At 68.0% G+C, this 12712-nt stretch carries 12 protein-coding genes; 6 read left to right on the top strand and 6 right to left on the bottom strand.

Annotated features, from left to right (window positions below):
* The 5 genes from pelF to ACYP5B_RS51790 all read left to right on the top strand — a co-directional run.
* A partial coding sequence (gene pelF / locus ACYP5B_RS51810; RefSeq protein ID WP_459575290.1) for a GT4 family glycosyltransferase PelF occupies positions 1–679 on the top strand: 679 nt, incomplete at its 5' end.
* A gap of 1 nt (position 680) precedes the next feature.
* Positions 681–2051, top strand: a complete 1371-nt coding sequence (gene pelG, locus ACYP5B_RS51805; protein ID WP_318235763.1) for an exopolysaccharide Pel transporter PelG — start codon at positions 681–683, stop codon at positions 2049–2051.
* A 202-nt stretch (positions 2052–2253) separates the two neighbouring features.
* Positions 2254–3000 carry a response regulator transcription factor gene (locus ACYP5B_RS51800; protein ID WP_459575288.1) on the top strand — a complete coding sequence of 249 codons (747 nt, stop codon included), beginning with the start codon at positions 2254–2256 and terminating at the stop codon, positions 2998–3000.
* Positions 3001–3004: 4 nt separating this feature from the next.
* Positions 3005–4738 carry a FecR domain-containing protein gene (locus tag ACYP5B_RS51795; protein ID WP_459575287.1) on the top strand — a complete coding sequence of 578 codons (1734 nt, stop codon included), beginning with the start codon at positions 3005–3007 and terminating at the stop codon, positions 4736–4738.
* A gap of 52 nt (positions 4739–4790) precedes the next feature.
* A complete protein-coding gene (locus ACYP5B_RS51790) occupies positions 4791–7136 on the top strand; it encodes a CHASE2 domain-containing protein (RefSeq protein ID WP_459575315.1) in 2346 nt (781 codons plus the stop codon).
* A gap of 13 nt (positions 7137–7149) precedes the next feature.
* Here ACYP5B_RS51790 and ACYP5B_RS51785 read toward each other — a convergent pair whose 3' ends face one another.
* Entirely contained in the window at positions 7150–7362 is a 213-nt protein-coding gene (locus tag ACYP5B_RS51785) for a hypothetical protein (protein ID WP_400100869.1), read from the bottom strand.
* Positions 7363–7590: 228 nt separating this feature from the next.
* Here ACYP5B_RS51785 and ACYP5B_RS51780 point away from each other — a divergent pair, with 228 nt between their 5' ends.
* Positions 7591–8568, top strand: a complete 978-nt coding sequence (locus ACYP5B_RS51780) for a helix-turn-helix domain-containing protein (RefSeq protein ID WP_459575285.1) — start codon at positions 7591–7593, stop codon at positions 8566–8568.
* A gap of 211 nt (positions 8569–8779) precedes the next feature.
* Here ACYP5B_RS51780 and ACYP5B_RS51775 read toward each other — a convergent pair whose 3' ends face one another.
* The 5 genes from ACYP5B_RS51775 to mauD form a co-directional block, all read right to left on the bottom strand.
* Positions 8780–10465 (bottom strand): amidase, encoded by a 1686-nt coding sequence (locus tag ACYP5B_RS51775; protein WP_459575284.1) that lies wholly within the window; start codon positions 10463–10465, stop codon positions 8780–8782.
* A gap of 63 nt (positions 10466–10528) precedes the next feature.
* Positions 10529–11014, bottom strand: coding sequence for a cytochrome C (locus tag ACYP5B_RS51770; protein ID WP_400102691.1), 486 nt, complete (start codon positions 11012–11014; stop codon positions 10529–10531).
* A 1-nt stretch (position 11015) separates the two neighbouring features.
* The gene (locus ACYP5B_RS51765; RefSeq protein WP_459575282.1) at positions 11016–11480 is read right to left on the bottom strand and encodes a c-type cytochrome; all 465 of its coding nucleotides are present in this window, start codon (positions 11478–11480) and stop codon (positions 11016–11018) included.
* On the bottom strand, positions 11477–12007 hold the full coding sequence (locus tag ACYP5B_RS51760) for a methylamine dehydrogenase light chain (RefSeq protein ID WP_459575280.1): 531 nt from the start codon (positions 12005–12007) through the stop codon (positions 11477–11479). The genes ACYP5B_RS51765 and ACYP5B_RS51760 overlap by 4 nt, the downstream gene beginning before the upstream one ends.
* 20 nt (positions 12008–12027) lie before the next feature.
* On the bottom strand, positions 12028–12615 hold the full coding sequence (gene mauD / locus ACYP5B_RS51755; protein ID WP_459575278.1) for a methylamine dehydrogenase accessory protein MauD: 588 nt from the start codon (positions 12613–12615) through the stop codon (positions 12028–12030).
* Positions 12616–12712 lie beyond the last annotated feature (97 nt).

Raw genomic sequence — 12712 nt, 5'->3', positions numbered from 1 at the left:
GCTGCGCGCGCCGCGCGCCCCGGGCGTGCCGCCGGTGCTGTGCCTGATCGGCCGTGTGGTGCCGATCAAGGACATCAAGACCTTTATCCGCGCCATGCTCACCGTGGTGCGGCAATACCCCGATGCCCAAGGCTGGATCGCTGGCCCGGAAGACGAGGATCCGGATTACGCGCGGGAATGCCGCAGCCTGGCCGAAAGCCTGGGCCTCGCTGACAAGGTCAAGTTCCTGGGCTTCCAGCGCATCGATGAACTGCTGCCCAAGGTGGGCGTGCTGGTGCTCAGCTCCATCAGCGAGGCATTGCCGCTGGTAGTGCTGGAAGGCTTTGCCGCCGGCGTGCCGTGCGTGACCACCGACGTCGGCTCATGCCGGCAACTGATCTTCGGCCTGCCCGGCGAGGATGCGGCGCTGGGCGCCGCAGGCGACGTGGTGCGCATTGCCGACCCGGCCGCGCTGGCCGAGAAGGCCATCGGCCTGCTGGGTTCCCCGGACGCATGGCATGCCGCGCAGCAAGCCGGCATCCGGCGCGTGGAGCGCTATTACACGCAGGAGATGATGGTGGGTAGCTACCGCGAGCTGTACACGCACCTGATGGCGCAGCCGAATGCGCAGCCGTCCGCTGGCGGATCCCCCGCCAAGGCGGCCCAGGCCGCGGGCTGCCCCATGAAGGGAGGTCGCTGAGATGGCGGGGATTGGTTTCGAACTTCGCAAGATGCTGCGGCGGGACAGCCTGTCGGGCATGCTCGGCGCGTACGCCTATGCCGGCATCATCAGCTCCGGGCCGTGGGTCCTGTCGATCGTCGGCATCTTGCTGATCGGTGTGCTCAGCCTGCCGTTTGTGGTGCCGGGCAGCCTGGTGACACAGTTCCAGGTGTCGGTGACCTACTTGATTGCGGTCAGCCTGATCCTGACCGGGCCGTTGCAGCTGGCCTTCACCCGCTTTACCTCGGACCGCCTGTTCGAGAAGCGCGATGACCTGGTGCTGTCGAACTACCATGCGGTGGCCCTGCTGGTCACGGCGCTGTCGGGCGCCATCGGCATCGGCTGCGCGCTGTTCGCCTTCCCGGCGCAGTCGGTGCTGTACCGGTTGCTGATGACCGCGGGCTTCGTGGTCATGAGCAATATCTGGATCGCGGTGATTTTCCTGACGGGCATGAAGCAGTACAAGGCCATCGTCTGGACCTTCCTGCTGGGCTATACGCTGACGGTGGTGGCGGCGCTGGCGCTGCGCAACCATGGCCTGGAGGGCCTGCTGCTGGGGTTTGTCGCCGGCCAGCTGTGCTTGCTGACGGCCATGGTGGTGCTGATCTACCGCAACTACACCAGCCAGCGCTTCATGTCGTTCGAGGTGTTCCAGCGGCGTTATGCCTATCCAAGCCTGATGTTGATCGGGCTGCTGTACAACCTCGGCATCTGGCTCGACAAGTTCATGTTCTGGTACTCGCCGTCCACGGGGCAGCAAGTCATCGGGCCACTGCATGCGTCGATCATCTATGACATCCCGGTATTCCTGGCCTACCTGGCAATCATCCCGGGCATGGCGGTGTTCCTGGTGCGCATCGAGACCGACTTCGTCGAGTACTACGACGCCTTCTACAACGCGGTGCGCGGCGGCAGCTCGCTCGAGCATATCGAGGATATGCGCAACACCATGGTGCAGACGATCCGCCTGGGGCTGTACGAAATCGTCAAGGTGCAGGCCATTGCGGCGCTGGTGCTGTTTGTCACGGGCAAGTGGGTGCTGGCGGCGCTCGGCATTTCGGAGCTCTACCTGCCGCTGCTGTATGTTGACGTGATCGGGGCCAGCCTGCAGGTGGTGTTGCTCGGGGTGCTCAATATCTACTTCTACCTCGACCGCCGGCGTGAAGTGCTGCTGCTCAGCGGGTTGTTCGTGATTCTCAACCTGGCCTTCACTGCCGTGACGCTGCAACTGGGACCGGCCTGGTATGGCTACGGCTTCGCGGCATCGCTGCTGATCGTGGTGGCCCTGGCGATCTACCTGCTCGACCGCAAGCTGGACCGCCTCGAGTACGAAACCTACATGCTGCAGTAAAGGCGCGCGCGCCGGCTTTTGCGCCGGCGCGCTGCAACACCCTCCCGCGCCATCCTTGGCGTGGCGACGCCTGATTCTGTACCATTCCCCTTTACGTACTTGGCGCCCGGCCTGCCCGGGTTGTTGCGCATTTGCCCCTGCGGTGGTGCAGCAAGCGCGTGGTGGCATCTGGAAGAGTAGACGTGGCAAGCAAGAGGTAAGTATGAGAATAGCTTCGGTGGAAGACGACAAGAGCCAGTCCGAGCTGATCCAGCAGATCCTGGTCTCGGCTGGCCACGAGTGCGAGTGCTTCGCCAGTGGCAGCACGTTCCTGCGGGCGCTGCGCGAGCAAACGTTTGACCTGCTGGTGGTGGACTGGCAGCTGCCCGATACCAGCGGCCTTGAGGTGGTGACCTGGGTGCGCCAGAACTCCGGTCGCAATCCCCCCATCCTGTTCCTGACCAGCCGCTCGCTGGAAGAGGACATTGTCGCGGGGCTGGGCGCGGGCGCCGACGACTACATGATCAAGCCGATCCGCCGCGCCGAGCTGGTGGCGCGCGTGTCCGCGTTGCTGCGCCGCACGTATCCGCAGGCGCAGCAGGACAGCGCCATGATCCGGGTGGGCAACTACTGTGTCGATCCGCAGGCACGCACCGTGACCCTCGGCGAGTGCCGGGCGGATATGTCGCCGCGCGAGTTCGACCTGGCGTTGTTCCTGTTCCGCAACCTGGGGCGCCTGGTGTCGCGCGAGGTGGTGGAGCAAGCCGTGTGGGGCCGTGCCATCGGTGCCGGCTCGCGCACGCTCGATACCCATATCTCGCGGCTGCGGATCAAGCTGGCGTTGCGGCCCGAGAACGGCGTGCGGCTGACTTCCGTGTATTCGCATGGCTACCGCTTCGAAGCCGCGGGCGATGGGGATAAGCAGGATTTGCAGGATCCGCAGGATTCGCAGCACAAGCAGGAAGACTGAGCTTATGAAGCGGTTCGACAAGGCAGCAGGCAGCAAGGCCGGCATTGCAGCGCGCTCGCGTGTGGCATGCCCGATGGGCGCGATGGCTGTGGCCGGTACGATCGGCATGGCAGGATTGATTGGCGTGCTTGGCGCCGCATGGTCAGCCAACGCCGCCGCGCAGCCTGCGGGCGCCGAGGGCGCCAACTTTATCTACCAGGTGCGCCCGGGCGACACGCTGATTGGCCTGGCGGACCGATTCATGGTCAATCCCGCAGGCTGGCGCGAGCTGCAGGTCTTGAACAAGGTGGCCAACCCTTACCGCCTGCCGCCCGGCATGCGCCTGCGCATCCCGCTGGCACGCATCCCGGTGACTGACGGAGCGGCCCGCGTGGTCTTCGTGACGGGGCCGGCGGGCGCCGATGGCCGCGCGCTGCAGGCCGGCATGGAGCTGCGCGAGGGCGCCCGCATTGAAACCGGCGCGTCCGGCACCGTCACCCTGGAACTGGGCGACGGCTCGCGCGTTGCGTTGCCGCCGGCGACAGCGATCGAAGTCAAGCGGCTGCGCGCTTTCTCTCGCACCGGCCTGACCGATGCCGTGATCGGCATCGGCCAGGGCGAGGTGGAATCCCGCGTGGCGCCGCGCGGCACCGGCGTGGGGCGTTTCGAGATCCGCACCCCATCGCTGGTGACCGGCGTGCGCGGCACGCGCTTTCGGGTGGGCACCGAGGACGGCGCCAGCCAGAGCGCCGTGCTCGAAGGCCAGGTGCAGGCCCGTTCGCGCCGCGGCCAGCAAGCAGTCGTGGGTGCTGGCTACGGCGTCAGTGTATCGGCCGCAGGCGCCCTGGCGCGGCCCGCCGCGCTGCTGCCGGCGCCGGCGCTGGCGCCGCTGCCCCAGCCGCTGCTGGCAAGCCATGCCACCGTGAGCTGGACGCCGGTTGCGCAGGCCGCCAGCTACCGCGTGGTGGTCTCGCGCGATGCGGCCCAGACCGAGCTCCTGTCGTCGCAGGCCGTGGAGGGCACGCAGGCCGCGCTGCAAGACCTGCCCGAGGGCGAGCTGTACTTGGGCGTGAGCGCGCTCGATGCCCGGCGCCTTGGCGGCGCGGGCGCGGTGATGCCGTTCGTGGTGCGCCTGAATCCGCCCGCGCCCTTTACGCTGGCGCCCGAGCGCGATGGCACCGCGTACGGCCAGACGGCGATGTTCACCTGGGCCGAAGTCGCCAGCGCGGCGCAATACGAATTCGAAGTGGCGCCCAACGCGGACTTCACGCAAGGCGCCATGCAGGCGCGCGGCACGGCGCCCTCGGCTAGCCAGGCGCTTGCGCCTGGCCGCTGGTGGTGGCGTGTGCGCTCGGTCGACGCCGGTGGCCAGCCCGGCCCCTGGAGCGAGCCGGTGGCGTTCGCGCTGGAGCCGTCGCCGCCGCAGCCGCGCCTGGAAGACGATGGCGGCGACACCCTGCGGATCGCATGGCCGGCCGCCGGCGGGGCCAGCGCTAATGGCGCGGCGCAAGCCTACCGCGTGCAAATGGCATCCGACGCCGCCTTTACGCAGATCGTGGCGGACGTCAGCACCGAGACCAATGAGGCCCGCCTGCCGCGGCCTGGCAGCGGCGCGTATTTTGTACGGGTGGCTCGCCAAAGCCCGGATCGCCAGCCGCACTTCTCCGCGCCCCAGCGCATCGAGGTGGTGCAGTACGTACGCGACGCGCAAGGCCAGCCCGTCAGCGCCGGCGGACGCTTGCTCAATCGTGCCAACTAGCCTGGCGCAACTCGCCGCGCGCGCGCGCGCACTGGGCCGCGTGCCCGCACGCATGATGGCTGGCTACCAGCGCCGTACGCTGGTCGAATGGGGCATGTTGACGAGCGCCGTGCTGGCGCTGGTGGCAGCGTGCGCCGTGCTGGGCTGGAGCGAACGCGCCGACAAGGCCGTCTACGACCTGTCGGTCGCGGCCCAGCATCACGCGGCCAGCGACGAGATCGTGATCGTCGCCATCGACGACCCCAGCATATCGGCCATTGGCCGCTGGCCCTGGCGCCGCCGGGTGCTGGCCGACCTGATCGAGCGCATCGCCGCCGACGCGCCACGCGTGATCGGGGTCGACGTGATTCTCTCCGAGCCCGACGCCTTGCATCCCGAGGACGACCGCGCGCTGGCAGGCAGCATGGCGCGCGCCGGCAACGTCGTGCTGCCCGCGCTGGCAGAAGCGGGGCAGGGCGGCTTGCTGGTGCGCTATCCGCTGACGGGCCTGGGCAGCGAGGTGGGGCACATCAATATCGCGCTGGACCTCGACGGCATTGCCCGCCAGGTGTACCTGCAGGAAGGGCTGCCGGGCAGCCAGCTGAGCCACTTCTCGGCCGCGATGGTCGGCTTCGGCAAGCCGCCGCGGCCGGTCTCCTCCTACCGGCACGACGGCAGCGCAGATGATCGCGGCGCCGATGGCTGGACCCGCGACTACCGGCTGCGCATTCCGTTTGCCGGGCCGCCGGGGACGTTCCGGCAGGTCTCGGTGCTCGATGTACTGGGCGGCACGTTGCCACGCGGCTTCTTCCGCGCAAAGTCCGTGCTGGTAGGTGCCACGGCGAGCGGGTTGGGCGACGTGTTCCCCACGCCGGTATCGCGCAACGGCCACGGCATGAGCGGCGTGGAGATCATCGCCAACACCATGCAGACGCTGCAGAGCGACGCGGCGATCGTGACCTTGCCTGCGCCCTGGTTCTGGCTCTGCACCTTGCTGCCCGTGCTGCTGGCGAGCCTGGCCTCGCTGATGCTGACGCCGCGCAATGCGCTGCTGGTCACCGTGGTGCTGCTGGCCGGCACGCTGGCCGCCAGCTTGCTGCTGGTAGTGCTCGGCCACCTCTGGTTCGCGCCGGCCAGCGCTGTGCTGGGTTGCAGCCTGCTCTACCCGCTGTGGAGCTGGCGGCGCCAGGAAGCGGCGCTGCAGTTCCTCACCGACGAACTCACGCAGCTCGAGCAGGAGCCCGGCCTGCTGGCCATGCCCGCCGGCGAGGGCGAATCGGGCCGCAACCTCGATACCCGCATGCGCGCGGTCTACCGCATGACCACGCGCCTGCGCGACTTGCGGCAATTCCTGGCGGACGGGCTCGAAGGCCTGCCCGAAGCCACCGTGATCTGCGATCCCGGCGGCCGCGTGCTGCTGGCCAATCGGCGCGGCCTGCTGCTGGCGCCGCGCACGCTCGGGCCCCTGGCCGACATGAACGCACCGCGCCCCGGCATTCGCGAGCTGATCAACGAGGTATTCGTCCAGCCCAAGGCCGGGCTGGAATATTGGGACCAGCTGCGCAGCGTCTATGCCGAAGGCGACGCCGACGCCGCGCACCCGGTGCAGGCCCCGCCCGGGGTGGAGCTCGAAGCGCGCGACGAACACCCGATGCTGCTGCGCGGCGCGCCCCTGCGCAGCGACACCGGCGGCGTAGCCGGCCTGATCGTCAGCGTCATCGATATCACGCAGGTACGCATGGCCGAGCGGCGCCGCGAGGAGTCCCTGCGCTTTATCTCGCACGACATGCGCTCCCCGCAGTCCTCCATCCTTGCCCTGATCGACCTGCAAAATGAGCCCGGCCGGGCGCTGCCGGAGGCCGCCCTGCTGGCCCGCATCGGCGAGCACGCCAACCGCACACTGGAACTCGCGGACGACTTTATCCGGCTGGCCCGTGCCGAAGCGCCGCACCTTGACTTCATCAAGGTCGACCTGGCCGGCGTGGTGCTGGACGCCACCGACGAGCTATGGGCGCTGGCCAACGCTGCCCGGATCGCACTGAAGGTAGAGGTGGCGGTGGAAGACGAGCAGTCGCAGATCCTGGCCGAGCCGGTGCTGCTGATGCGGGCCATTGCGAACCTGGTGAGCAATGCGATCAAGTTCAGCCCGCCGCAAACCACGGTGACGGTGCGCCTGTATCGCGTGGCGCAGGGGCTGGCGATCGATGTGGCGGACCAGGGCCGGGGCATCGCCGCGCAAGACCAGGGCCGCCTGTTCCAGCCCTTTGCGCGCCTGCGCGACACCGAGCAGGATGCCCCCGCGGGCAGCGGGCTGGGGCTGGTGTTCGTCAAGACCGTGGTGGAGCGCCACGGCGGAGAGATCAAGGTGACCAGCGCCGCGGGCGCCGGCGCCACCTTCACTATCTTCTTGCCCTGCTGATCCTCGCTGGCATTCAGCGCGATGCGCGCGTGGCCGCTGGTTGTTCAGCCTGGCCTGCGGTGGTGGCGGTGGCCGTGGCGCGGCTATCCATCTGGCGGACCTTGCGCGCCGCGCGCTGCTCGTTGTCGTCCTGCAGTGTCACGCACAGCACGGTGATGAGCGCGAACGCCACCATGCAAAGCGCGAGGTAGCCCAGCAACCTATACCGTTCGGATCGCGATCCCATATCTAATCCAGCCATGAATAGCGCAGCATTCTAGGGCGAGGCCGCGGCGGTAACTGTCAACAAATGCAAGGACGTTCACTTGGGTCCGCCGGACCTGCTGCGCCGCGCATCGACGGTTGCCGGGCTTGGCGATACAATCATCGCGCAGTGCCTGCACAAGAGCCCTCCGCGCCCGGGCCAAGCCAACCCGCCGCCGATGGTATTAAACGCCCCAACAGGCTGCCACCGATGCACAGCAACACCGAGCCTCTCGACACAGGCGCCAGCGGGCGCCCGGTACGCCACCTGATTGCCACCGAGGCCGCCATGGCGGCAGCGGGCCTGGACGGCTGGCAGCAGCGCTACCAGCAACTCACGCCAGGGCATTTTCTTGCGCAAGTGCAGCAGGCTACCTTTGGCGACGTCCACGTTTTCCGCGAACGCACCAACCAGGCGTTGCTGGAGGAAGGCGAGGCACGGCGCGGCTATCTTTCCATCGGCTTGCCTCACCGCGAGTGTGCCGATGGCTGGTTCTCCGGCTACCGCATGAGCGGCGACACCGTGCTGCGCGCCGGCAACGGCCAGCCGCTGGCCATGCGCACCCCGCCATCGCTGGACCTGCTAGGCGTGACGTTGCCGCTGCCTGCGCTGCAACGCGTGCTGGAGCGCGAGGGCGTTCCGGAGCTGATCACGCGCTTGCAGCCGGCCACCGAGGTGCGGCGCGCCGCGTCCGAGGATTTCCGGGCGGCGATGCTCGCGGTGCTGGCTGCCGCTGCGGTGCAGAGCGACGTGTTTAGCCAGCGGTTTGTCGAAAGCGCGATGCGCGATGCGTTGCTGATGGCGGTGGTGTCCACGTTGATGCACGACATTGGCGATGCCCTGCTGCCCACGCCGCCTGCGCGAAGGCGGCTGGTGGCGCGGGCGTATGAGATGGTGCGCGCCGCGCCCGAGGCGCCCTGGAGTGTTTTGGCTCTGTGTGAACGGCTTGGGGTTTCACGCAGGACGCTGCAATACAGCTTTAATGAAATTACCGGGTTGGCACCATTGGAGTTTGTTCGGGCTTTGCGGATGAACGGAGTCAGGCGGGAATTAGGGGCGCGGCAGGTGCAGGAGCCGGTGGGGGTGGTGGCGGCGCGGTGGGGGTTTAATCATTTGCCGCGGTTTGCGGCGCAGTATCGTGGTTTTTTTGGGGAGTTGCCGTCGGAGACTGTGGGGAGAGGGGGGTGATTGCAGTTGCAGTTGAACTGATTGCAACTGCAACTGCAACTGCAACTGCAAAATCAGCTTCAACTGCTTAACTGCAAGGTCAAAGGCCTAAAGTCAAAGGCAGTTTCACCTCCCCGAAGGGGAGGTGAAACTGCAGTTGCTTTTGACGTTAAGCCGTTGAATTTGAAGCTGATTTTGCAGTTGCAGTTGCAGTCAAAGCCCCATTCCCCCCTCACCCCATCATCGCCTGCGGCAACGACCCCCCCACCCAGTTGCGCTCCTGCTCATAAGCATGCGCCAGCCGCAGCACCGACAAATCATCCCTCGGCCGCCCAATCAACTGCATCCCCATCGGCAACCCCTGCGGCCCGAATCCAACCGGGACGCTGATCGCGGGGCACCCCGACAGCGTCCACGGAAAGACCACTTCCATCCAGCGATGATAGGTATCCATCTCGCGGCCGGCGATCTGTTTTGGCCAGGGCTGGTTCACATCGAACGGGAAGACTTGCGCCGTGGGCACCGCGATGTAGTCGAACTGCTTGAACACGCCAAGCAGCGCTTGATACCAGGCGCTGCGCTCCATGCTCGCGGCATAGATATCGCTTGCGCTGAGCTTGAGCATGCCCTCGATCTCCCAGATCGCGGAGTCCTTGAGCAGCGCGCGCTTGGCCGGGTCCTGGTAGAAGGGCAACATGCCGTTGCCGACCAGGAAATGACGGTGCACCAGCCAGGTCTTCCATAGCCGCTGCGCAGAGAACGGCGGCTTGATCGCTTCCACCCCCACGCCAAAGGCCGGGAAGGCCTTGAGTGCATCCTCGCACAGCGCCAGGATGCCGGCTTCCATGGGCAGGTAGCCGTCCCAGTCGCCCAGCCATGCCACGCGCTTGCCCTTGAGGTTGGCCTTCAGCACGTCGGCCACATTGGCCGGGGTGAGCGTGGCCAGCACCGGGTCTTGCGCGAGCGCCTGCGGCGTGCGCGCATCGGGGCCGGCTTGCGTGGCCAGCAGCAGGGCCACGTCGGCGACGGTGCGTGCCATGGGCCCTTCGTAGCCGAGTTGCTGGATAAAGACTTCCGGGGCGGGGCCGTAAGGCACGCGGCCGGCCGAGGGACGCATGCCATAGACGTTGCAGAAGCCGGCCGGGTTGCGCAGCGAGCCGCCGAAGTCGCTGCCGTCCGCTACCGGCAGCATGCGCAGCGCCAGCGCGGCGGCCGCGCCGCCGCTGCTGCCGCCGGCGGTGCGGCTGGCGTCATAAGGATTGCGGGTGGCGCCGTAGACAGGGTTGAAGGTTTGCGAGCCCAGGCCGAACTCCGGCGTGTTGGTCTTGCCGATCAGCACGGCGCCGGCGGCGCGTGCGCGTTCCACGATGATGGCATCCACCGTGGGCACGTTGTCCCGAAAGATCGGCGAGCCGAAGGTGGTGCGGATGCCGCGCGTGAGCGCCAGGTCCTTGGGCGCTTGCGGCATGCCGTGCATCCAGCCGGCGGAGCGTCCGGCGGCGAGGGCCTGGTCGCAGGCGGTGGCTTCCTGCAGCAGCACTTCGGGCTCACGCAGCGCGACGATGGCGTTGGCGCCGGGATTCACTCGTGCGATGTGGTCCAGGTAGGCTGCCATGACTTCGCGGGCCGACAGCTTGCGGGCATGGATTTCGCGCGAGAGTTGCCACGCCGGCATCATCACGATGGGATTCGGGCCGCCAGCCGTGGTGCCGGGACCGGATGCGCTCGATGCGCCCCCCTTGCCGGCGGGCGCCGCTGCGCTGGCGCTGCTGGCAGCCACGCCCGCGGCGATGCCGACCAGCGTGGCGCCTGCCAGGTGGCCCAGCAAATGGCGCCGCGAAGGTTGCCCGGGGGCGGGGCTGTTGACGGCGTTGCGCGCATTGTCGCTATCACGGTCGGTAGTGCCTGTGAGGGTCATCGTGTCGTTCCTCGTTCCTCGTTCCTGTTTTTTGTCCTGCGTGTGCTTGTCTGCGTGAGTCTGTCACATTGTCCCGGGACTCGCGCGGGCGGTCTGGTCCGGCGTGGCCGTCGAACCACCGCCCAGGATCTCGGCGCGGTGCGCGCTCACGTCATCGAGCGGCTGGCGGCGATAGCGGCTCACCTCCTCGGTGCTGAATGCCGGCACGTCGTGGCGGCCGGTGAGCGCGGGCATCAGCCAGTTCATCAGCCCGGCGATCTCTGCGTCGCTCAGCGCGGAGGCCGAGGTGCCCGGCACCTGGATCAGGAACGCGCGCCCGGCCGGCGTGGCAAGCAGCAAGGGCACGGTCTCGCGCATGTCGGGGATGCCGGCCGAGGGCTTGCCGCGGGCATCGGGCTGGTGGCAGCCGGAGCAGTGCAGCAGGTAGTTGTCGCGCGCGTGGCGCAGCTCTGCCTGCGCGTTCGCGGTCGTGGCTAGCGTGGCCAGCGCTAGCAGGCCCAGGCCGCGTAGCGCTGCCAAGCGCAAGGTGCGTGCTCTGCGCGATGCCATGTTACTGCCCCGCCTCGCGCAGCTTGCGCACGGCGCCAGGCGTCTTGCGCTCGGCGCGTGCGCGGGCCAGCGCATCGGCGCCTACCGCTTGCGCCGGCGCGCCGTTGCTCAATGCCAGCCACGACAGCACGGCGGCCAGCGATTCGTCCGGGAGCGTGGCGAAGCTGGGCATGACGCCGTTGAACGACTGGCCCTGCGACTGGATCGGGCCAGCCAGGCCATGGGTCAGCACATTGGCCAGGTAGGCCTGCCCCGCCGGTGTGGCGAGCCGCTCGCGCAGCGCGCCGGCCAGCGGCGGCGCCACGCCGGCAATGCCCGATGCATCGGCGTTATGGCAAGCGGCGCAGTGGGTGCCGAACAAGGCCTTGCCCTGGTCGGCCAGCGAGTCGGCAAGGACCGCGCTGGCGGGCGCCACGCATGCCAGGCATGCCAGGCACTGAGCCAGCTGTGAGGAAGACAGCTTCATTCCTGGACTCCGAGAATGATCGAGGTGGTGCAATGGAACATCGTGCTGTCGTTGCTCATGCACCAGTTCACGTCGTTGTGCACGCCCAGCCGGTAGCCCGGCCGCTCGCGCTCGTTGGTGTTGCACTCGCAGCGCCCGCAGGTGGTCTTGCCGCAGCAATCGTTGTAGCTGACCATGTAGTCTCGTCCGTCGGCGGGGTTGTGGCAGGTGCCCACCCATGACACGCGCGAGGGCTCGGTGCCCGGCGGGCAGGTGGTGGAACTGCCGCCGCAGCACGAGCACAGGAAGCCATCCACCGCGCAGTACTTCCAGTAGTCGCAGGCGGTTTCGTCCTGCGCTTGCGGGCCGGCGGCCTTGCCGGCTTTACTGCCATGCGCGCCGGCCGCGTGCGCGCTGCGGTCGAAGGGCAGCACCGGCAGCGCCATCGTGCCCGCCATGGCCTTGCCGAGCGTGGCCAGCACGCTGCGCCGGCCCGTGCGCTGCGCCGCGCGCCGGGTCTGGTGTTCGAAGAATCGGTCAATCCACATTGTTTTTCTCTCCCCTGCCGTCAGGCACGCGTTTCCAGGAACTGCTGCACCGAGCCCACGTTCAGGTCCATCGCGGTGAACAGGCTCTCCAGCTGCTCACGCGAATTCACCAGGCCCTTGGCGCGCAGCGTGCCGCGCTCGTCCATCAGCACGCCGTAGGGCAGCTTGCCGATCTGCAGGTACATGCCGAGCTCGGGCGAGAGCACATAGGGGAAGGCTTCCAGCCCGGCCTGGCGCAGGAAAGCCAGATGCTCGGGTTGTTCGCCGTCGGAGGCGAGCACCACGCGTAGCCAGCCGGCCTCGCTGGCCTGCATCGACTTGAGCACCGGCAGCAGCTTCTTGCAGACCGGGCAGGTGGGCGAGAGAAAGAACAGCAGCGTGCTGCGCGCCTGCGCGCCGCCCACCGCCACCGGGCCGCCGCGCACATCCTGCAGGGCAAAGGGCGGCAGCGCCTCGCCCACGCGCGGGCCGGCGTCGATCACCAGCGCGCCCATCGGCGCGACGCGTTCAAACAGGATGCCGACCTGGCGGGCCAGCGCATAGAAGCCGAAGAGCAGCGCCAGCACGGCGATCCACAGCAAGATATTGGCAATCACAAGGGCAGTCATGGGAGTCTCCTGAGAAACAAGACTGGCGGCTGGGGTTAGGCGGCCACCTCTACCGGATTAACCTGAAACCCGAGGGCCGCGGCACGCCGTTTGAGCG

The organism is Cupriavidus sp. 8B, assembly GCF_054589115.1.
This window is presented reverse-complemented; position numbering and strand designations above follow the sequence as displayed.